The following is a 19,747-nucleotide window of genomic DNA, read 5'->3' on the forward strand; positions in this document are numbered from 1 at the left end:
TTAAAAAAACCGCCTAAGGGCGGTTTTTTATTGTCTAGTTATTACGTATCCAGCCAACACTGAAGACATATCGCGTGCCTTCCTCTACCTCTGTGACTTCATGAGCATGCATATCGGGGCGAAACAGTTTAATGCGCTTACTGACATAGATGGGCTGCTCGCATTCAAACTCACCGCCTTTCCCCGCGGCTTTAATAACGATATTAAGGCGATAGTGGCGGCCGGACTCCACTTTGTCTACATGGCGCCTGATAAAACTACCTTGCTTAAAGCGCAACAGGTAACAATCAAACTTAATCGGCCAATAGGCACCGGCCAAAAACATTTTATCGTACCCAGATAATTGGCGGCCCATTTGCCAGCGCAACCAACCCATAAGCTTACCTTGTTCACATAAACGGACTATATCTTGCTGTTTATCAGCGAGTTTGGCAAATATCCAGACACAAAAAAACCGCGCCTAAGCGCGGTTTTTCAAACTAGGGTGAAACCTTATAGGTCGCCTTCGTTTTCAGATAGGAACTTAGCAACACCTTCAGGGCTTGCGTCCATACCTTTTTTACCTTCAGTCCAACCAGCAGGACATACTTCGCCGTGCTCGCTGTGGAATGCTAGTGCGTCAACCATGCGTAGCATCTCGTCGATGTTACGGCCTAGAGGTAGGTCGTTAACTACCTGGTGACGTACAGTGCCTTCTTCGTCGATTAGGAAAGAACCACGGAAAGCAACGCCCGCTTCTGGGTGCTCAACGTCGTATGCTTGACAGATTTCGTGCTTAACGTCAGCAACTAGAGCGTATTTAACTTGACCGATACCGCCGTCTGCAACAGCAGTGTTACGCCATGCATTGTGTGAGAATTGTGAATCGATAGACACACCAATTACTTCAACGCCACGCTTTTGGAATTCTTCATAACGCTTGTCGAAAGCGATTAGCTCTGAAGGACAAACGAAAGTGAAATCAAGTGGGTAGAAAAAGATAACTGCTTTCTTGCCTTTGATTGTCTCGTGTAGGTTGTAGCCATCTACGATTTCGCCATTACCTAGCACTGCTGCAGCTGTAAAGTCTGGTGCCTTGCGGCCTACTAATACACCCATTTTATTCTCCAAAATAGTTTGAGTTTATCGTACTTTGCGACTGAGACGATGACTTCGCCTCGTCTGTATTTCTTCCTGCACATAGATATAGTGGCGGGCTGTTGAAAAACAACCCCGACAATAAAAATACATGCATTTATATTCTGAGCGCTATGTTACTGAGCTAGGGCGCAAAAGAACAATCGCATTTAACGATAGCAGCTATCGAAAAAAGTGATTGTTAAATTTTTAAGTGAGCAGAGACAAAAAGGCCCGCAATAGCGGGCCAATTATTAATCCATAATATTTTCGGGCATATCGCCACGAATTTCCTGCCAGATTTGACCACTTTGATGACCATAGCGACGCATCAAGGAAATAGCACCGTCGTGATCTTGCTTCTCAGCCAGCTCAGCCAAGTCCGAGTAGAACTGACGTGCTAACTCACGAGTACGAGGATCAGAGAAATAGTGGCAACCTATCTTGGAGTAAAAACCTCTAAAACCATTGAGGATCAACACATAAATTTTATTGTTGCCGGCACTGGCCAGGTGGTGGTGTACCAAATAATCATAATCCGCAAAAGCCTGAGCCGTGTCTTCAACACCATCGCGCTCGGCAACAATTTCCTTAACGCGCTCTGGGTCTATTTTAATCGCTGCACGCATATAGATGGCACTGATGTTAGTGCGGGCAGAAAGTAACTGATCGGTCAGCTCCGGCATTTTATCTTCATCAAGGCGCGCCAGCGTCTCAAGAATGTTCAGGCCCGAGGTTTCCCAAAAGTTATTTACTCGCGTTGGCTTACCATGCTGAATGGTTAACCAACCGTCTCGAGCAAGACGTTGTAATACTTCACGCAGTGTCGTGCGAGTCACGCCGATGAGTTCCGATAGCTCGCGCTCGGCAGGAAGAATAGAGCCTGGTGGAAACTCCCCATTCCAGATGGACTCAACTATATATTCCTCAGCAAATCCAGCTGGGCTTTTCGCTTTAAAAATTCTCATCTAAGGTCCACTTCAACACGGTTTATTTCATTTTAGTTATTCCACTGATTGTACCAGATGATCAGCAACTAACAAGAAAACTTCACTGTAAAGCACGCCTCGTATAGCCGGCAATTACACAAGACAATAATAAAGTATCAGCTTTCGAGTGCCATTGACCTAAACTTGCATAGACCTAGGTGCAGGGGCATAATCTCCAAAATAAAATTAATAAGAGAATCTCATGAGCTGGTTAAGTAGCATCTCGCGCACACGCGCTCCTTGGTTGTTGTTGGCACTGATTGCCTTTTTATTCGAGGCAACGGCCCTTTATTTTCAATACGCCATGGATTTAGCTCCATGCATCATGTGTATCTACCAACGTACCGCCGTGTTAGGCGTGTTATTGGCTGGCCTTATTGGCGCCATCAACCCTGCTAATCTGTGGCTGCGCCTGAGCGGCTTAGCAACCTGGCTGGTTGCCAGCATTTGGGGTCTGCTTTTGGCCCGTGAGCACATTATGATGCAAACCACCACAGACCCTTTTGCCTTCGTTTGTGAATTTGAGCCTAATTTCCCGGTGCCCTTGCATGAGTGGATCCCTGGATTTTTCGCTGCAACCGGTGACTGTGGCAACATAGACTGGCAGTTTTTAGGTCTGTCTATGCCGGGTTGGATGCAGGTTATTTTTGCAGCCCTTGCTGCGGCAGCGGTTATCGTGACCTGTGCGAGCTTGTTCTTTAAGCCAAACAAGCCATGATTTATTTTTTAGCCAGCCAGATCCCCGGCCTGCAATCCTTTAGCCACCGTCAGCGTTTGCAACTGGTGGCTGAGGCGTTGGAAATGTTAAGTGCCCAGGAACGTATCCTGCTCAATATAATTAAACTGCTGCTTATCACGCCGCTGTTTTTATTATTGGTGCGCTTTGAGGGGTGGAGCATGCTGCCCTGGTTATTGATCGCCGGTCTTGCCTACCCCATTTTGGTGCTGCCGGTGCGCCACTACTTTGCCTGCCGTCACCTGGACCAGGCGATTGCAGAACATAATAAAGGCAGCTAACGCTGCCTTTATATTATGCCAATTACAACGACACCTTTTCCTTGAGCTCAGCCATTAGCCGCTCGCCTATCCCTGGCACATCATCCAATTGCTCAATACTCTTAAAACCACCGTTTTTATCGCGATAATCGATAATTGCCTTGGCTTTCGCCGGGCCAATACCGGGCAAGGTCTGCAATTGCTCGGCCGTGGCCTGGTTTAAGCTGACCTTAGCATGGCTTGAGGCTTCGCTTTTACTGGGCTCGGCTGGCGCTGCAATAACCGGGGCTGTGGTGGCAAGTAAGAGTGTGGTGGCAAGAACGCCGATAATGGCGCTTGCAGAGGTGTTAAGTAGTTTCATACTTCTCTCCTTAAAGTGATGAATCTTCCATTGGTACTACCGTTATTAAATAAAGAAGACGAGACAGGGCTTGTCAACCTAAAGGCTTATGAACGCGGGCACTAAGCCTCTCACGCGCTCACAAGTTAAGTAAAAAGCGTAAAAACACCTTGACCTTAGCTGCTTGCCACCCTAATCTAACTGTATAAAAAAACAGTATAGTTAGGAGATCCCATGGCTGTTGTCGTTAAGTACGTAGTTGAAAGAAATGGAGTCGAGCGCATGACCTTTACCAGTAAGAAAGAAGCCGATGCTTATGACAAAATGCTCGATATTGCCGAAAGCCTTGAAGGTCTGTTGGCAAATGCCGATGTGCCCTTAAGTGAACAACAGGTAGAAGGCCTAGCACTGCAAATAGCTAAACAAAAAGATGAATTTATGCAGGTGTTAAAAGGCGCGAAACCAAGCGAAAATAAAGCAGAAAAAAAGCCAAAAGCGCAAGATAAAGACAGCCAGGAAAATGTCACCGAACTGAAAGCCAAAGAAGCCTAAGTAAAAAAAGAAAAGCCAGCAAATGCTGGCTTTTTTTGCTTCGCTGTCAGCGAAAGTTATTTCGTTACTTCGGCTACGGCGTCGGCGAAGTAATCGATATTGGCGTGGCTGATACCGGCTACGTTAACGCGGCTCGAACCAACGATGTAAATCGAATACTCTTTTTGTAGACGCTCGATCTGCTCTTTATTAATACCTAAGAAAGAGAACATACCGTGCTGGCGCTCAATAAATGAGAAGTCCATGCCGTGGCATTTGTCGTTTAGCTTCTCTTTTAGCAATGAACGGAATTCATTGATGCGTGAACGCATTTCATCCAGTTCATCGTGCCACATAGTAGTAAGCTCAGAACTAGATAGAATAGTGCTAACAATGTCCGCACCGTGCGCCGGCGGCATAGAGTAAATGCTGCGCACTACACTCAATAGTACCGAGTTAGATACATCGGCAGCGCTGGCATCTTTAGAGATGATAGAACAGGCGCCGATACGGTCACGGTAAAGACCAAAGTTCTTCGAACATGAAGAACAGATGATCAGCTCTTCAACCTGTGAAGCAAGCAGGCGTAGGCCAGCAGCATCTTCGTCCAGGCTAGTACCAAAACCCTGATAAGCGATATCGATAAGCACGGTAAAGCCTTGTGCTTTAGCGATGTCGGTTACGGTTTGCCATTGCTCGGCGTTCAAATCCATACCGCTTGGGTTATGACAACAAGCGTGTAGCAATACCACATCACCTGCTGGGATCTGACTTAAGGCGTTAACCATTTCGTCGAACAATAAACCCTTATTTTCATAGTCGTAGTAAGGGTATTCTTTTACCGTCAGACCGGCAGCTTCAAACAGGCTGATATGGTTAGCCCAGGTCGGAGTTGTCACCCAAACAGTGGCATCTTCATTACAACGCTTAATAAACTCAGCGGCTACGCGAAGTGAACCTGTACCGCCTGGAGTTTGTGCCGTGCGTACACGGTTTGCCAGCAAAGCAGGGTGTGCATCGCCTAGCAACAATTCTTCCATTTTCTGACAATAATCCAGGTTACCGGCCAATCCGATATAAGACTTGCTGGTCTCATTGGCTAAGCGAAACTCTTCCGCTTTTTTTACCGCTTTTAGCACAGGGGTATTACCCTGCTCGTCTTTATAAACACCGACACCTAAGTCGATTTTATTGGCATTGGTGTCAGCCTTAAACGCAGCCATCAACCCAAGAATGGGATCCGTCGGTAATGGTTTTAATTGTGAGAACATGGGACTCTCTTTTTATTTATCTCAGGGTTAGCAGTACCCGGCCACATTAGGCTGGCAGATGCGCGACAATTTCTTTGCTTGCGGCGACCAACAAGGCTATGCGTTCGGGGGTAAAAAAATCTGTGCTGAATGCTTCTGCATCTATGATGCCCACTACTTTACCCTTCTGCGAATAAAGCGGCAAGCAGCTTTCCGCCTTCACTTTAGGATCACATGTATAGTATTCGCCACCGCTGGCAACATAGTCTTCCACATTGTTGATAATTCTGGCCTTTCCAGAGCTTACAACCTGCACATTATTACTGGTGGCGGCAAACTCAGGGGTAATGGGAAACAAGGGACGACTGGGGGCGCCGTGATACGCCAGCTTTAGCAACTGCGACTGACCATGGATATCACGAGACTGATAAATACCGAACCAATCGACGCCGCTTTGTTGTACGACAAAATCGACTATCCCCTGCAACTTGGCAAGCTGTGCCTCGGCATCAATATCAAGATGTTCCCGCAGGCTAAAGGGCTCTTCCTGTAAATGACCAAACAAGCTGCATGCGCCGCCCTCACCCAGCTCTGGAATAAGGTATTGCCATTGCACCTGGGCACTTGTATTCGCCAAATATTCTTGTAATAAAGCTTGATAATGCAGGGTCTGCGACTCATCCGCCTCAATTTGTGCCCACTCGTTATATAAAATCATTTAGCCATCCAAACATCCAAAAATTTGAAAGGATGCTAGCACAGAGGCAAAAGCACAGGCAATAGCAAAATGAAATGGGATCGGGGCCGGAGCAACTGCTAACCTAAAGCTCATAAGCCTCTGATTATCTACCCGCTTGAAGTGCAGTTCTCAGCACTATTTTGGCAAGACGCAGAGCCCAGTTATGATAAGCTAACAGCCTGTTTAGGTCGGAGGTACTGATGAGCGACAATAACCTAGTGTATTCAACTGAAACGGGCCGTATTAAGGCACCCGTTGAGAAAGAGCAAGCCGACGTTAAGTTGTTTAAAGACGGGGCGCTACGCATAGAGCGACAAACCAAAGGTCGTAAAGGCAAAGGGGTGATGCTGGTTGTGGGAATTGATCCGCAGGAGCATGATCTGAAGAAGCTGGCCAAGCTGTTAAAGTCAAAAATGGGCCAAGGCGGCGCCGTTAAAGATGGCGTTATCGAAATCCAGGGAGATGACCGCGACAAGCTAAAGGGCTTGCTTGAGGCACAGGGCTTTAAGGTAAAAATTGCTGGCGGCTAAAGCCGGAGATTCGCAGTTATTACGGGCTATGCTATTGCGGGCTATACAAGGCCCGCCAATGGCCGCGTAGCGTCTGTGGGTCATAATCTATCTGAGCTACACCACAGGTTGGGAAGATAGGCATTTTATCCGGACACAACTCCGCCACCATATAGCTGACTATGGGCATATGGGCGACCACCAGCCAGCAATCAATTTCATCATGCACAGCTATCAGGGCGCTGAGGTAATCAACGGCGCGTTTGGCATCGGCACTAGGAGTCACCTCTTCGCTGTCTTCACTGTAAATAAAGTTACGACAATGCCCCTTCACCTGCATCGCGGTTTGCTGCGCCCGTACATAGGGACTGACAATTAACCCTTGTGGATTAAAGCGTTGCGCCAGCCATTGACCAACATGATCCGCCTGCGCCAACCCCTTATCGGTTAACTCACGCAAATTATCTTGTTCCTGCACTGCCTGCGCATCCCCATGACGCATGATTAAAACTGTTTTCATTTCTGTTAAATCAACTAATTAGAGAAAAAGTTTTGCCGCAAAAGCTAGCCATTAAGGCGCGATATTCGCTATAGTTTAGCTTTACCACCCGATATTCAGGTAGGCACTTCGCCGTAACCGCTGGCCCTGAACATCTTGTAACTTTTCTAGTTTCAGGAGCAATAATTGAATATCAGCCGCAATGATAACAGACTCTACCAAGCGCTAACACTGCCCAATGGTCTTAGGGTTTTGTTAGTCGCCGACAGTGATAGTCAAAAAGCGGCCGCCGCGCTTACCGTTAACGCCGGGCATTTTGATGACCCCTGGCATCGTCAGGGCCTCGCCCATTTTGTTGAGCACCTGCTTTTTCTCGGCACCGAAAAATACCCCGAAGCCGGTGAATTTCACGACTTTATCAGCCGCCATGGAGGCAGCAGCAATGCCTGGACCGGCACCGAGCACAGCTGCTATTACTTCGACATCACCAAGCAATTTTTTCAACCGGCTCTGGAGCGTTTTAGCCAGCTGTTTATCGCGCCGCTGTTCAATGACGGGGAAATAGACAAAGAGCGCAACGCCATCGATGCCGAATTTAAACTCAAGATTAAGGACGATGGCCGTCGTATCTATCAGGCGCACAAGGAAACGGTGAATCCAAAGCATCCCTTTGCCAAGTTTTCGGTGGGCAGTCTCGATACCCTGAGCGATGCTCACGGCCCGATAAAGCAAGAGCTGGAAACCTTCTTTGCCGAGCACTACCAGGCCCAGTGGATGACCTTGGTGCTGTGTGGTCCTTACACTCTGGCGCAATTAAAGGCCTGGGCCGAGCACCTTTTCGCGGATATCAACAGCAATGCAACCGCTAAGCCGGATATTGCAGAGCCTCTGTATCGCCCGCAAGATCTGGGGCTGGAGCTGCATATTGAGCCCCATAAGCATTTGCAAAAGCTGATCATCAGCTTCGCTATGCCAAGCATAGATAAGTTTTATAAGCACAAAACGGTCAGCTTTCTTGCCCATTTACTCGGCTATGAAGGCGAAGGCTCCTTGCATTCTCTGCTAAAAAATCAGGGCTGGATCAATGCCCTGTCTGCCGGTGGTGGCATTAACGGCAGCAACTTTAAAGACTTTAATATCAGCTTGGCGCTGACCGATGACGGCATCGAGTATTATCAGGATATAGTCGAGATGGTGTTTGCCTATATCGCCCTTATCCGCCAAAACGCCGAACAATTACATGCCCTGTATCGGGATAAGCAAACGCTGTTGCAAATCGCCTTCGATAATCAGGAAAAGGCTCGTTTACTGGATTGGGTCAGTGGTTTGAGCGTGAATATGCACCATTACCCCAGCGAGCATTATCTTAACGGCGACTATTTGATGGCCGGTTATGAGCCCCAGCAGTTTGCTAAGGTGCTCGACTGGTTGAGCCCGAAGAATATGCGCTTGGTGTTGATCCACCCGGGCGTAAGCAGCAGTAAAACCACACAATGGTACAACACCCCTTATTACACCAAGGCGTTGGAGCCTCAGTGGCTCGACGCCCTGGCCGCCATAGATACGCCGCTGGGCACCATGTCGCTGCCCGAGGTAAACCCTTATTTGCAGCGCCCTTGCGTGCTTCATGAGCTGGAGTCCCCCGGTGCCACCCCGGAAAAACTGGCCTCACATCCGGGCTTTAACTTTTGGTTTAAACAAGACGCCACCTATCGCGTTGCCAAGGGTCATTTTTACCTCGCCATAGATTCCCATTTGGCGGTCAAAGATGTGCAACATATGGCCCTGACCCGCTTATTTGCGGATCTCTTTATCGACTGCGTGGCTGAGCAGTTTTACCCCGCCGAACTGGCGGGCCTGAACTACCATTTATCGTCGCACCAGGGCGGTTTAACATTACATACTGCGGGCCTGTCTTCGAGCCAGCTTGAGTTGGCGCAGGGGCTCTTGGATGCCCTCTTTAATGCAGATATTTGTGCCAAGCGCTATGCCGAATACAAGAAGCAATTGGTACGCCACTGGCAATCGAGTAATCAAAACAAACCTGTAAGCGAGATTTTCAGCCGCATCGGCGCCGAGATCATGCCTTGGAATCCAACCCCGGAGGCCTTAGCACAGGCACTGAAAAGCACCAGTTATTTGCAGTTTAAGCAATTCCGTCAGGAGTTTTTTGCCGCCGTGCATATTGAAGCTTTTCTACATGGCAATTGGCGACCCGCCGATGCTTACGACTTTTTACGCTTGATCCAGACACATCTGGAACAAAGAGCCAATATCGAGGCCATTAACCGCCCCCTTGCGGAGATCACCTCTGTAATCCAGCAACAGCTTAGTTTGCCCAGTAACGACCATGCCATGGTGATCTATTATCAGGCCGCCACGCACGATATCGAAGAGAAGGTGCTGATGATGGTGGTCAATCACCTCCTTAATCAGCCTTACTTTAATGCCCTGCGCACCGAGCAGCAGCTTGGCTATTTGGTTGGCGCCGGTTATGCACCTTTTAATTCCCGCGCAGGCCTGGCATTTTATGTGCAGTCGCCCAATGTCTCGGGAAAGGAGCTCTTGGCGCACCATAATCAGTTTATTAGCCAGTACTGCCAGCAGGTGGCGCAAATGGATGAGCAAACCTGGGAGCACAGTAAACAAAGTCTGTATCGCCAAATTGCCGAGAAAGATAAAAACCTGCGCCTGCGCTCACAGCGCTTTTGGCTGGCGATCAGTAACCCGGGGGTTGATTTTACTTTGCAGGCCAACCTGTTGAACACTTTAGAAAATATAGAGTTTGAGCAGGTACTGCAGTATCTTAACGCGCTGTTTGCGCCACAACGAGCACGGATGGAATGGTTGAGTGATCCCCAAGGCTCAACACAGGCGTAAACCTGACCCCCAACCCAAGGAACAAGTTATGTGTACCAGATGTAGCTGGGTGGATCTCAGCAAAGAAGATTATGTGGCCTACCATGATAATGAATGGGGCGTGCCCATTTATGACGACCAACAATTGTTTGAGTTTTTAACTCTGGAGTCGGCCCAGGCCGGACTGAGCTGGTACACCATTTTAAAAAAGCGCGACAACTATCGCCGTGCCTTCGCCAACTTTGATGTACACAAAGTGGCCGCCTTTAACGATCAGGACGTCGCCCGCCTGCTCGACGATGCAGGGATCGTCCGCAATAAACTCAAGATCAACGCCACCATTAATAACGCCCAGCGTTTTATCGAAGTGCAAAAGGAATTTGGCAGCTTTAGCGCCTATCAATGGCAGTTTGTCGATAACAAGCCCAGGGTGAACTCGATTCGGTCGCGTGAGGATTATGTCGCCACCAGCGAACAATCCGATGCCTTTGCCAAGGATCTAAAAAAACGCGGCTTTAAGTTCTTAGGGTCAACGACCGTGTACGCCCATATGCAAGCCTGCGGCATGGTCAACGACCATCATGATGACTGTTATAGAAAAGCGCAGGTTTTGGCTATGTATAAGTAAGTAGCTAAGGCGAACTCTTGCGCCTTTTAGTTGGTGAGCGAGTAAGTGTCAGAAATTGGTATTTACACCCAATGTTGAGATTATTTCGTAATAACCGAAAAGCACAAGAATAAAAAAAACAATTAAAATTAGCTCTTGTTTGAAGTGATGGCGTAGATAGAACAAGCGCTCTTTATGGTGAAAAACGTCCATCAGTTCATCACCAAATCGGATAGACAGAAACGTCCCCACCCCAGACAGCAAAATAACCAGCCAATATGGAAAAGGTGTGGTTAATATCATTTTCATAGTCTGTGTAACAAATGTTGTTTCATAAAACTCAGGAAGGTAAGACAGCAAGAGCGCATTAATCATAATAGCAATCAACCAGACTGCTATTTCTGAGAACACCATACGAATACCCAGTAATAATCGAATGGGAAAGTCCAGTAAAAAGCCAGCATCGGCAACCGGAGTGCAAAGCACAAAGAAGCTCCAGGTAATCAGGGATGCGACCCCGCCTGTCACAAAGTCATACTGGTAAGTTAAATAACCAAAGTAGGATAATAAAATTAACAACAGTAGTATGAACTTTACCCATACCTGATGCCTAGGATGCTTCATTAACCGCTCCTACTTAACTATTTGAATGCCAGAAGAAATACGCCTTTAGAATCCGACCAAAAGCATCAACTTCTTAAGCCCGTTTCTCGTTACATCGAGCGAGCTTTACCAGTAACGACTTTTTCGCAAGCGTATTTAATCAATAGTAGAAAAAGAGGAAGGTTTCCGCCTGTCCAAGGCTAGCAGAGGCGTTAATTAACAACTCGCAGCCAATATCACTATTGTTAGCCCGATCATTTGCGATGAGCTTGAGTTTATAAATAGCTGAGGCGAGCTGTTACGCCTTTTAGCTGGTGAGGGTGAAACGCAGCTGAAGTGCACTAACTCAGACACCCACTTCAAAAAATAACTAAGACACCCACTCCAAAATTTCACACTTCCAGACTCATTGACTACACTTTGAATGTTCGACTCAAGGAGGAGTGGATGATGGCAACGCCTCGTAAAAACCAAATTAGTCTGGCTGATACCCCCTATTATCACTGCATCTCTCGTTGTGTACGGCGGGCGTTTTTATGTGGCATAGACGCACTGACCGGCCGCTCTTATGAACATCGCCGCGATTGGGTTGAAAGTAAACTGTTGCAGCTAGCGCAAATTTTCTGCATAGATGTATGCGCTTATGCAGTGATGAGTAACCACACCCATGTGGTGTTGTATGTGGATAAGCCTAAAGCCCAGCACTTAACGGATAAAGCCATAGTGCTGCGTTGGCATAAATTGTTTAAAGGCACCGTGCTCTGCCAACGTTTTGTGCAAGGAGAGCAGCTTGATACAGCAGAGCTGGCCGCGCTGCACAGTCGTATCTTGATTTATCGGGAGCGTCTTAGTGATATCAGCTGGTTTATGCGTGTCCTCAATGAAGGGATTGCCCGTCAAGCCAATCGCGAAGATGACTGCACCGGCCGTTTTTGGGAAGGGCGTTTTAAGTCCCAGGCCCTCCTTGATGAAGCTGCCTTGGTTGCCTGTTTAGCCTATGTGGACTTAAACCCGATCCGTGCAAAGGCTGCTGATTTACCCGAACAATCCGACTACACTAGCGTGAAAACTAGAATCGCTTCAGCAAAGAAGGGTCAGCAACCCACTACCTTAATGCCCTTTGTTGGTAATCCACGCAAAAACATGCCTAAGGGGTTGCCATTTGAGCTACAGAGTTACTTAGAGCTGATTGAATGGACAGGACGCTGTATGCGCGAAGATAAGCCAGGGCATATTTCATCAGATGCAGCCCCCATACTTCAGCGCCTCGATATTTGCCCGAAAAACTGGCTAGCGCTTACGACTTCATTCACCAAGGTCTTTCACGGTGCGGTAGGTAAGGAGCAAGCCTTAACAACCTACTGCCAGCATCAACACCGAAAGCGACGTGTAGATTTAAGTAATAGCCAAAGCTTATTCGCTTAAGTGTTACTTTCCTTCCCTATGTTTGAGTCCTTAACCGAAGTGTCGATTTCGCACGTCCAGAATTTACGACAATGACAAAAACGAAGGGTAAATCCACTAAAAACCGCTTGTTCTGATTGAACTCGCTTTAAAAATGTATTTTCTTGTTCCGTTGCACAAGCTCAATTCTTAAAGTGGGTGTTTTGTTTGTTTTGGTTATAATTGTTTTATTCTTTTGTAGAGGATGCTAGTTTGAGTCAAATAACGCGTTTATATAAAGGGATTTATTGTGAGTCTTCTAAAGCCGACCTGCGCTCTGCTGATGACTTTTTTTGTCGCCACGCTGACCTCAACCATGACTTTGGCTCAAGAACAGCCAGATAACATCTACAGTCAACACACCGAAATCATACAGTCAAAAGTGCTTGGTGAAGAGCGCGCATCCTGGTGCAATTACCTAAAAGCTACCACACCAACCCTGACAAGGTGTACCCGGTAATTTACCGCCTAGATGGTGCCAGTAATCTCCCCCTGCTTACGGCGGTTATAGAGCGCTTACAGAATGCCCAATCAGCTCCCGAGGTTATTATTGTCGCCATAGAAAATACCAACCGCCTGAGAGATCTTTATCCCACGGTAAACCAAGACCCAAGGGGGCCGGTCGGACTCGGTGGCGGTGGCGCCAAGTTTTTGGATTTTTTCGAACGTGAATTAATCCCTTTGGTCGATAATAAATACCGTACCCATGACTTTAGAGTCATTGCCGGCGCTTCCGCAGCCGGAGTCTTTGCCCTTTATGCGCTACAAACCAAGCCCGAGCTTTTTCAGGCCCATATCGCCTATAGCCCTGCGGTGTGGTGGAACCATGGCGCGTCGGCAAAGAGTACCAAGGAGTTCATTGCCAAAGCAAAAACGCTTAATAGCTATGTGTATATGAACATAGGTGAAGAAGGTGGCGATATGCGCGCTGTGTATGATGACTTGCATAAGTTTATGATGGCCAATAAACCCAAGAATCTGACCCTGGTCACCAACGCCTTCGACGATGTAGCGCACGCACTGACATCCAGCGCCGGCATATTCAATGCGTACCATCATTTATTTATGCCCAGGGCCATGCCGGTACAAGCATTCACCGGCGAGCTGGACTCTATTACCGACTACTACGCTCGCCTTTCACAGCAATACGGCGAACAGATAGCGCCGCCGGAACAGGTAATAAGAGAACTGGGTTACCACTTTGTCTTTGAAGATGACTTTACAACGGCAATAAAGCTATTCAAGTTTAATATCGAATTGCACCCTAAGTCCGCCGATGCATATAACGGACTGGCCTTTGCCTATGAGCGCAACGGACAATATAAGGACTCACTGCAACAGGTTAATATGGCCTTAGAGCTGTCCAAAGAAGACGATGCTGGTTATGACTTCTTTATCCAACGTCGCGATAGATTGCTTCCGTTAGTGAAGGGCACGCAAAGTTAACTGGCTTACAAGGCCGCGATAATCAACTTTAGTTTGAAAAGGAAATCATGGGTGCATTTGTATTTTTATACTTCTTTCTAATTATCTATGCACTTGCAATTAGGTTTGCATCTAGAAAAGAGTTCTCTTCTGGTCATGTTAGTTGGGCATATAAATTACAAGCTTTAACTTGTGTTGCTATTACAGCATTAACTAGTGCATCAATTGCATTTCTTTTTGCTCAAAATATAGCCGAATGGTTCTATCAGTTTATACCTGCATTTATTGTGGCAGTCATTGTTGCTGCAAATAAGCCTATTGATTACAGTGAAATTCAAACTAACAAGTTGTTAAAGCAGGACAAGTAAAGCTAGGCTGGCGCTAATTTTAGCCAAGCTGAACCTGCCCATCATGCGGATGTTATATCTCTAAGGAAGGAGTTACCTCATGGAAGAAGAATCGACGTTTATTACCTTTGCATTGTTTACGCTCTTGGCAGCCATTAGTCCCATTATTTTGGCCATTATTGCGAGCGTGAAACTGCACGGAACCTTTGGCAAGGGAGCCATTTATTTTCTTAGCCTTGGGATTATCCTGGTGGGCTTGCTGCCATTGGATACGCTCATGACAGTTGCAATCGCAAGGTTGGATACCGACCTACTTGCTAAAGCTATGCTCTATAAAAGCTATGTTGTCATGGCGTTGACTTATCTGGGCTCGGTCTCTATCTCAGTGGGCATTTTAATGCTGTGCCACCAGTATCAAACAAAGCCCTAACCATGCCGCTTGGGAAAGTATTCACTCTCTTCAGCCCTTAGATTGTGCCACCTCGCTACCCATGCTGGTTTTAGCACAGCCAACAAGGTAAGCTAACTTCAAGGACTGAATAATAACCTATTATAAAGAAAGGAAAAATTGTGCACCCAAATAGAAATGCAATCGCTTTTGGTGGTCTGGTGGCCACAGTTTTATTCTTTGTGATATTAATCATACTGGCCTTATGGGCTTGGCCTAAATACAAAGTATATAAATTAGAAATGAATGGTATTGCCGCATTAAAAGAGGCGGAATGGAGCAAACAAATCCTCATTGAAGAGGCCAAGGCCAGGGAGCAAGCAGCGCTCATGCAAGCAAAGGCGCGGGTCACGTTAGCCCAAGCCGAAGGTGAAGCCAAAATTGTTCAAGCAAAAGCCGAGGGTCAAGCAGACATCGAAAGAGCAAAGGCAGCCGCAGAGGCAAACAGAATCATAGGCGAGTCTCTAAAAGGGAATGAAGCTTACCTGCGTTATGTCTGGATTAAAGGCCTGCAAGAAGGCAATGGCGAGCGCATATACATCCCCACCGAGGCAGGTCTGCCAATACTCGAAGCGGGTAAAGCAGGAAACTAATCTGCTTTTGGGTGAATTGCTAAAACTAGGTAGTTTGTCCAAACTGCTGGATCTTGTCGCGGTGACGACGACACCCAACTAAGAAAACCGTTGCCGATGAGTTGCAACTCACTTACACAAAAAAGGATGCTCGGCGGCATCCTTTCCAGCACAAAGAAATATCAGGGTCGCCAAATAATCCCACAATGGGCTATGGTGCGCATCAAGGCGCGGCGGTAATGCACATTAAACAGCGCCAGGGCGAAGGGGCCACATAATCCGCCGAGTAGAGCCCAGCGCTTGGCTGGCATGCCTTTGGCGGTAGCAACAACAAATAATAAACTGGCAAACACGACGCTTAACAATAAAATCATAATCCCCCCTCATTCTCGGGCGGCGACTTTAACACAAAGCTGCTGCTTAATTAACCATACACCCCACCCTGTTTCTAGAATTCCTAGCTAGGTCATTGGTTAGTAAGTAAACTTTTTCAGTTGATTTTATTTCATCTAGAAGCCGATACGCGCCCAAAAGCCTGAGTACAAAAAAGCGCAGCATATTGCTGCGCTTTTCAATCATGTACTTAGGAGGAGATTAGCTGCGAGCCTGTTCCTTGTCTTGCTCCGCAGCGTCATCGGCAACGTCATCGGCAACGTCATCGGCAACGTCATCGGTAGCGTCCTCGGCAACGTCCTCGACAACGTCCTTGGCAACGTCCTCGGCTGGCTCTTCAGAATCAACAGCTTCGGACTCATCGGCGCTTCCAGCGTCGGCTTTGTCACTAGCCTCAGCCTTGTTCTCAGCTTCAACCTGCTCCTTTGTCTCAACCTCTTCCTCAGCTTCAACCTTGCTTGTAGCCTCGGCGGCCGCCTGCTCCTGCGGGTAATAACTTTCGCCCTGCTCGGCCATGGCCAGTAGGGCCGCCGCTGGGGCAAAACCGTCATTAAACTGCGCATAGGTTGCCAAGGTCGAGCACACTGCACCGGCGCCCAGTTTATCCATATAGCTAAATGGACCACCCAGGAACGGCGGGAAGCCAATGCCAAAGATGGCACCTATGTCGCCATCGCGGGCATTGCTGACGATGCCTTCTTCCAAACAACGAGCCGCTTCGTTGAGCATCTGCATAACACAGCGCTGGGCAATCTCTTCCTTGTTTAGTTTCGGGCTTAGGGTTACACCCAGGAATTCGTAAACCGACTCGTCTACCTTCTTCTGTTTCTTGCTGTAATCGTAGAAGCCTCGGCCCGACTTGCGACCTAGACGCTTGTCGTCGATTAGGCGATTAAACACCTCGGGCGCCTTAAAGCGCTCGCCCAGCTCGGCCTCAAGGATAGGGGCAATCTTAGAGCCGATATCAATTCCTACTTCATCGAGCAGCGCCAAGGGACCAACCGGGAAACCAAACTCCACCAGGGCCTGGTCTATTTTCTCCACAGGCTCACCGGCGAGTAACAGATTTGCCGCCTCGTTCACATAAGGAGCAAGAATACGGTTTACAAAGAAACCAGCCTTGTCTTTAACCACAATTGGCGTTTTACCTTGCTTGCGGGCAAAGCTCACGGTGCGGGCTATGGTTTGCTCACTGGTTTTCTCGTGGGGAATAATTTCCACCAGCGGCATTTTTTCTACCGGCGAGAAGTAGTGTAAACCAATGACATTTTCTGGACGCTGCGCCTGTGCGGCAATTTGCGCTATCGGCAACGAGCTAGTGTTGCTGGCAAAAATGGTGTGCTCTTGGGCGTATTGCTCAACATCGGCGACCATGGCCTGCTTCAAAGAAAGGTCTTCAAATACCGCTTCGATCACCATGTCCACATGCTTAAAACCGCTGTATTCCGTGGTGCCGGTAATGCGGTTCATCTGCTCTTGCAACTCGGCCAGAGACAAGATACGACGCTTACGCTTCTTCTCAAGAATTTTGTAGCTGTAGTTCATGGCACCGGCGATGCCTTGCTGCGCCACGTCTTTTACTCGGGTGCGCACACCCGCCTTAATGGCGCTGACATGGGTAATACCCGCGCCCATCAGGCCACCACCCAACACCGCAACCTTGTCGGTGCTTGGGGCATTATCGGCGCGCCACTCTTTTTTCATTTCCGTGGTGGCAAAGAAGATACCGCGCAGCTTTTTAGAGACATCGCTCATAACCAAGTCGGCAAAGCCTTCGGCCTCGGTCTTATAAGCCTTGAGTTGGTCCAGCTCAACACTGGCACGCACCGCCTTGATAATAAGCTCGGGCGCCGGGTAATGGCCGCCGGTTTTCTTGGCCACATTTTCGGCGGCTTTTTTGAAGATCAGGTTGCGGCCAAAGGGGTTAGACTCCAGCAGCGCCGACATTTTATCGAGCTGAGGTTTCGCCGCTTTCGCTTTGCCTTGTTGGGCAAACTGCACCGCCACATCCAACAAAATCGAGTGCGGCACGCAATCATTTACCAGACCGGCTTTTTTCGCCTGCTTGGCACGTACCTGCTTGCCGGTTAGCATCCATTCCAGAGCCTTCTGAATACCCACCAGCTTAGGCAGGCGCTGAGTACCGCCGCCGCCTGGTAAAAGACCTAGCTGAACTTCTGGCAGACCCATTTTGGTGATGTCGCTGTCGCCACATACACGGTAATCACAGGCCAAAGCAAACTCTAAACCGCCACCTAAAGCAGCGCCGTGAATGGCGGCCACCGTGGGATAAGGCAATTTAGCTAAATCAAAAAAGGCATCGTGACAGGTAGTCGACAGAGCCAGCGCTTCTTCGCGGGTATTGGCCTCATCCAACATGTTGATGTCGGCACCGGCAATAAAGTTATCCGGCTTGGCGCTGATAAATACCAGGCCTTTGACGTTATTTTCGTTGGCTGTGGTGATCACATCCTGCAACTGCTCGGCAAAACTGGCGCGTAATGTGTTCATCTTCTCGCCGGGCACATCTATGGTGACGATACCCACGCGCTCATCATTGAGCTCGAATGTAAATACTGATTCAGTCATTATGCGCTCTCCAATACAAAGGCAGCACCCAGGCCACCGGCGGCACAGGCCGTGGTTAATGCTAAACCACCACCGCGACGATTAAGTTCATGAATACTTTGAGTGATCAAACGCGCACCTGTGGCGGCGAAGGGGTGACCATAAGCCAGTGAGCCACCGTTAACATTGAATTTATCCATATTAATTTCACCAATGGCCTTGTCGCGGCCAAGCTGCTCCTTGGCAAACTTATCCGAGGCAAACATCTTCATATTGGCCAGGGTTTGCGCCGCAAAGGCCTCATGCATTTCAATCAGGTCAAGGTCGCCCAGGGTAATACCGGCACGATCAAGGGCCACAGGCGTTGAATGCGCCGGGCCCATTAGCATGTCCTCATGCACGCCGATGGCGGTAAAGGCATAGCTACGAATATAGCCCAGGATTTCATAACCCATGGCCTTGGCTTTGCTTTCATTCATCAACAGTACCGCCGCGGCACCATCGGTTAAAGGCGTCGCATTGGCGGCGGTAACGCTGCCGTATTTGCGATCGAACACCGGCTTTAACTTGGCGTAACTGGCCAGCTCTGAGTTAGCGCGGATATTGTTATCCTGCTCAATAAAGGACTTATAAGGCGGCACATGAGCGGTCATTACCTCCTGCGCCAGCTTACCCTCGGCCCAGGCCTGACCTGCCAAGGTGTGTGAGCGATGCGCCAAGGCATCCTGATCGGCGCGGCTGATATTATGGGTTTTAGCCATCTGCTCGGCGGTTTGCCCCATGGACAAGCCGGTGGAGTATTCGGCCACAGCTGGCGGCACCGGCAGTAAATCTTTTAGACCCAGCTTTGAGAAAATCTTTAGGCGCTGCGAGAAGGTGCGCGCTTTATTTAAATCGACCAGACTGCCCGCCAGTTTTTTGCTTACACCAATGGGCAAAACAGAGGATGAGTCGGCACCACCGGCAATACCTACTTGTGTGTGGCCGGCCATAATCGACTCGGCAACATTGGCGATGGCCTGGAAGCTGGTTGCACAGGCACGGGAGACCGAATAGGCATCGATATTCACCGGCATGCCGGTTCCGAGCACAATTTCACGAGCAATATTCGGCGCTTCGGGCATTTGTACCACCTGACCAAACACCAGCTGGTCGATTTCCTTGCGGTCGAAATCAAGACGCTCAAGCATTTCGTTAACCACCAGCTTGCCTAAATCCAATGCGGGTACATGATGAAAAGCGGTCGCTTGCTTTGCAAAAGGTGTACGCAGGCCGCTGACAATGGCGATGCGCTCCCCGTTTCGTGTTGTTAGTTTTGTTTGCCCAGACATATAAATGCTTCTCCTGTTGACAGGTCTGACCTGTTATATTTCCTCGATTCTAAAACAACCCTGGGCGCATTGCCAATAGGCTTGTCAAAATTTACCACCCAGCTACAACAATAGTTAACAACTTGAAGCAATTAAAATAAAAAACAAGACTTTAAAACTGAACAATTGTAAGTAAAATCGAT

At 48.3% G+C, this 19,747-nt stretch carries 22 protein-coding genes; 11 read left to right on the forward strand and 11 right to left on the reverse strand.

The annotated features are described in order from the left end of the window. Positions 1–34 precede the first annotated feature (34 nt). The 3 genes from C2M17_RS10375 to fadR form a co-directional block, all read right to left on the reverse strand. Positions 35–376, reverse strand: a complete 342-nt coding sequence (locus tag C2M17_RS10375) for a 2OG-Fe(II) oxygenase (RefSeq protein ID WP_105200692.1) — start codon at positions 374–376, stop codon at positions 35–37. 116 nt (positions 377–492) lie between these two features. Further along, the gene (locus tag C2M17_RS10380; RefSeq protein ID WP_105200693.1) at positions 493–1,098 is read right to left on the reverse strand and encodes a peroxiredoxin; all 606 of its coding nucleotides are present in this window, start codon (positions 1,096–1,098) and stop codon (positions 493–495) included. Between the two features lie 272 nt (positions 1,099–1,370). Next, on the reverse strand, positions 1,371–2,084 hold the full coding sequence (fadR, locus tag C2M17_RS10385; RefSeq protein ID WP_105200694.1) for a fatty acid metabolism transcriptional regulator FadR: 714 nt from the start codon (positions 2,082–2,084) through the stop codon (positions 1,371–1,373). A 223-nt stretch (positions 2,085–2,307) separates the two neighbouring features. Here fadR and dsbB point away from each other — a divergent pair, with 223 nt between their 5' ends. Together dsbB and C2M17_RS10395 are read left to right on the forward strand one after the other, a co-directional pair. Then, positions 2,308–2,823 (forward strand): disulfide bond formation protein DsbB, encoded by a 516-nt coding sequence (gene dsbB, locus C2M17_RS10390; RefSeq protein WP_105200695.1) that lies wholly within the window; start codon positions 2,308–2,310, stop codon positions 2,821–2,823. Beyond that, positions 2,820–3,122, forward strand: a complete 303-nt coding sequence (locus C2M17_RS10395) for a DUF6170 family protein (RefSeq protein WP_233997960.1) — start codon at positions 2,820–2,822, stop codon at positions 3,120–3,122. Before dsbB ends, C2M17_RS10395 begins: the two co-directional genes overlap by 4 nt. Positions 3,123–3,144: 22 nt before the next feature. Here the strand turns inward: C2M17_RS10395 and C2M17_RS10400 are convergent, their stop codons facing one another. Then, a complete protein-coding gene (locus C2M17_RS10400; protein ID WP_105200696.1) occupies positions 3,145–3,462 on the reverse strand; it encodes a ComEA family DNA-binding protein in 318 nt (105 codons plus the stop codon). Positions 3,463–3,675: 213 nt separating this feature from the next. On the opposite strand from C2M17_RS10400, the gene C2M17_RS10405 reads away from it, so the two are divergent. Further along, on the forward strand, positions 3,676–3,993 hold the full coding sequence (locus tag C2M17_RS10405) for a YebG family protein (protein ID WP_105200697.1): 318 nt from the start codon (positions 3,676–3,678) through the stop codon (positions 3,991–3,993). Positions 3,994–4,049: 56 nt separating this feature from the next. Here C2M17_RS10405 and C2M17_RS10410 read toward each other — a convergent pair whose 3' ends face one another. Beyond that, positions 4,050–5,243, reverse strand: coding sequence for an amino acid aminotransferase (locus tag C2M17_RS10410; protein ID WP_105200698.1), 1,194 nt, complete (start codon positions 5,241–5,243; stop codon positions 4,050–4,052). Positions 5,244–5,289: 46 nt separating this feature from the next. After that, positions 5,290–5,940, reverse strand: a complete 651-nt coding sequence (locus tag C2M17_RS10415; protein WP_105200699.1) for a GAF domain-containing protein — start codon at positions 5,938–5,940, stop codon at positions 5,290–5,292. A 221-nt stretch (positions 5,941–6,161) separates the two neighbouring features. On the opposite strand from C2M17_RS10415, the gene C2M17_RS10420 reads away from it, so the two are divergent. Beyond that, positions 6,162–6,491 (forward strand): stress response translation initiation inhibitor YciH, encoded by a 330-nt coding sequence (locus C2M17_RS10420; RefSeq protein ID WP_105200700.1) that lies wholly within the window; start codon positions 6,162–6,164, stop codon positions 6,489–6,491. Positions 6,492–6,522: 31 nt separating this feature from the next. Here C2M17_RS10420 and sixA read toward each other — a convergent pair whose 3' ends face one another. Continuing rightward, positions 6,523–6,990 (reverse strand): phosphohistidine phosphatase SixA, encoded by a 468-nt coding sequence (sixA, locus tag C2M17_RS10425; protein ID WP_105200701.1) that lies wholly within the window; start codon positions 6,988–6,990, stop codon positions 6,523–6,525. A gap of 165 nt (positions 6,991–7,155) precedes the next feature. Here sixA and C2M17_RS10430 point away from each other — a divergent pair, with 165 nt between their 5' ends. Together C2M17_RS10430 and C2M17_RS10435 are read left to right on the forward strand one after the other, a co-directional pair. After that, complete coding sequence (locus C2M17_RS10430) at positions 7,156–9,849, forward strand: insulinase family protein (RefSeq protein WP_105200702.1); 2,694 nt, start codon at positions 7,156–7,158, stop codon at positions 9,847–9,849. A 28-nt stretch (positions 9,850–9,877) separates the two neighbouring features. Then, positions 9,878–10,456, forward strand: a complete 579-nt coding sequence (locus tag C2M17_RS10435; protein WP_105200703.1) for a DNA-3-methyladenine glycosylase I — start codon at positions 9,878–9,880, stop codon at positions 10,454–10,456. A gap of 48 nt (positions 10,457–10,504) precedes the next feature. Here C2M17_RS10435 and C2M17_RS10440 read toward each other — a convergent pair whose 3' ends face one another. Further along, on the reverse strand, positions 10,505–11,059 hold the full coding sequence (locus tag C2M17_RS10440; protein WP_105200704.1) for a hypothetical protein: 555 nt from the start codon (positions 11,057–11,059) through the stop codon (positions 10,505–10,507). Between the two features lie 429 nt (positions 11,060–11,488). Between C2M17_RS10440 and C2M17_RS10445 the strand changes: the two genes are divergently transcribed. The 5 genes from C2M17_RS10445 (at position 11,489) to C2M17_RS10465 (ending at position 15,294) form a co-directional block, all read left to right on the forward strand. Further along, positions 11,489–12,463, forward strand: a complete 975-nt coding sequence (locus C2M17_RS10445; RefSeq protein ID WP_105200862.1) for a transposase — start codon at positions 11,489–11,491, stop codon at positions 12,461–12,463. A gap of 426 nt (positions 12,464–12,889) precedes the next feature. Next, on the forward strand, positions 12,890–13,927 hold the full coding sequence (locus C2M17_RS10450; protein WP_325050668.1) for an alpha/beta hydrolase-fold protein: 1,038 nt from the start codon (positions 12,890–12,892) through the stop codon (positions 13,925–13,927). 47 nt (positions 13,928–13,974) lie between these two features. Continuing rightward, entirely contained in the window at positions 13,975–14,274 is a 300-nt protein-coding gene (locus C2M17_RS10455; RefSeq protein ID WP_105200705.1) for a hypothetical protein, read from the forward strand. Positions 14,275–14,353: 79 nt separating this feature from the next. After that, positions 14,354–14,683 (forward strand): hypothetical protein, encoded by a 330-nt coding sequence (locus tag C2M17_RS10460; protein WP_105200706.1) that lies wholly within the window; start codon positions 14,354–14,356, stop codon positions 14,681–14,683. A 140-nt stretch (positions 14,684–14,823) separates the two neighbouring features. Continuing rightward, positions 14,824–15,294, forward strand: a complete 471-nt coding sequence (locus C2M17_RS10465) for a hypothetical protein (RefSeq protein WP_105200707.1) — start codon at positions 14,824–14,826, stop codon at positions 15,292–15,294. A gap of 161 nt (positions 15,295–15,455) precedes the next feature. Here the strand turns inward: C2M17_RS10465 and C2M17_RS10470 are convergent, their stop codons facing one another. From C2M17_RS10470 to fadI, 3 genes are all read right to left on the reverse strand, one after another. After that, positions 15,456–15,647, reverse strand: coding sequence for a hypothetical protein (locus tag C2M17_RS10470; RefSeq protein WP_105190478.1), 192 nt, complete (start codon positions 15,645–15,647; stop codon positions 15,456–15,458). 220 nt (positions 15,648–15,867) lie between these two features. Next, positions 15,868–18,255: a fatty acid oxidation complex subunit alpha FadJ gene (gene fadJ / locus C2M17_RS10475; protein WP_105200708.1), complete on the reverse strand. Its 2,388-nt coding sequence runs from the start codon at positions 18,253–18,255 to the stop codon at positions 15,868–15,870. Then, a complete protein-coding gene (gene fadI / locus C2M17_RS10480) occupies positions 18,255–19,565 on the reverse strand; it encodes an acetyl-CoA C-acyltransferase FadI (protein WP_105200709.1) in 1,311 nt (436 codons plus the stop codon). Before fadI ends, fadJ begins: the two co-directional genes overlap by 1 nt. Positions 19,566–19,747: the final 182 nt, after the last annotated feature.

The organism is Pseudoalteromonas sp. T1lg10 (genome assembly GCF_002964545.1).
Classification (GTDB): domain Bacteria; phylum Pseudomonadota; class Gammaproteobacteria; order Enterobacterales; family Alteromonadaceae; genus Pseudoalteromonas.

Coding starts and splice junctions, on each gene's coding strand:
- fadI (WP_105200709.1), bottom strand. CDS start 19,565: ATGTCTGGGCAAACAAAACTAACAACACGAAACGGGGAGCGCATCGCC.
- C2M17_RS10445 (WP_105200862.1), top strand. CDS start 11,489: ATGGCAACGCCTCGTAAAAACCAAATTAGTCTGGCTGATACCCCCTAT.
- C2M17_RS10440 (WP_105200704.1), bottom strand. CDS start 11,059: ATGAAGCATCCTAGGCATCAGGTATGGGTAAAGTTCATACTACTGTTG.
- C2M17_RS10460 (WP_105200706.1), top strand. CDS start 14,354: ATGGAAGAAGAATCGACGTTTATTACCTTTGCATTGTTTACGCTCTTG.
- C2M17_RS10375 (WP_105200692.1), bottom strand. CDS start 376: ATGGGTTGGTTGCGCTGGCAAATGGGCCGCCAATTATCTGGGTACGAT.
- C2M17_RS10380 (WP_105200693.1), bottom strand. CDS start 1,098: ATGGGTGTATTAGTAGGCCGCAAGGCACCAGACTTTACAGCTGCAGCA.
- C2M17_RS10470 (WP_105190478.1), bottom strand. CDS start 15,647: ATGATTTTATTGTTAAGCGTCGTGTTTGCCAGTTTATTATTTGTTGTT.
- dsbB (WP_105200695.1), top strand. CDS start 2,308: ATGAGCTGGTTAAGTAGCATCTCGCGCACACGCGCTCCTTGGTTGTTG.
- C2M17_RS10400 (WP_105200696.1), bottom strand. CDS start 3,462: ATGAAACTACTTAACACCTCTGCAAGCGCCATTATCGGCGTTCTTGCC.
- C2M17_RS10405 (WP_105200697.1), top strand. CDS start 3,676: ATGGCTGTTGTCGTTAAGTACGTAGTTGAAAGAAATGGAGTCGAGCGC.
- C2M17_RS10410 (WP_105200698.1), bottom strand. CDS start 5,243: ATGTTCTCACAATTAAAACCATTACCGACGGATCCCATTCTTGGGTTG.
- C2M17_RS10395 (WP_233997960.1), top strand. CDS start 2,820: ATGATTTATTTTTTAGCCAGCCAGATCCCCGGCCTGCAATCCTTTAGC.
- C2M17_RS10455 (WP_105200705.1), top strand. CDS start 13,975: ATGGGTGCATTTGTATTTTTATACTTCTTTCTAATTATCTATGCACTT.
- sixA (WP_105200701.1), bottom strand. CDS start 6,990: ATGAAAACAGTTTTAATCATGCGTCATGGGGATGCGCAGGCAGTGCAG.
- fadJ (WP_105200708.1), bottom strand. CDS start 18,255: ATGACTGAATCAGTATTTACATTCGAGCTCAATGATGAGCGCGTGGGT.
- C2M17_RS10435 (WP_105200703.1), top strand. CDS start 9,878: ATGTGTACCAGATGTAGCTGGGTGGATCTCAGCAAAGAAGATTATGTG.
- C2M17_RS10420 (WP_105200700.1), top strand. CDS start 6,162: ATGAGCGACAATAACCTAGTGTATTCAACTGAAACGGGCCGTATTAAG.
- fadR (WP_105200694.1), bottom strand. CDS start 2,084: ATGAGAATTTTTAAAGCGAAAAGCCCAGCTGGATTTGCTGAGGAATAT.
- C2M17_RS10415 (WP_105200699.1), bottom strand. CDS start 5,940: ATGATTTTATATAACGAGTGGGCACAAATTGAGGCGGATGAGTCGCAG.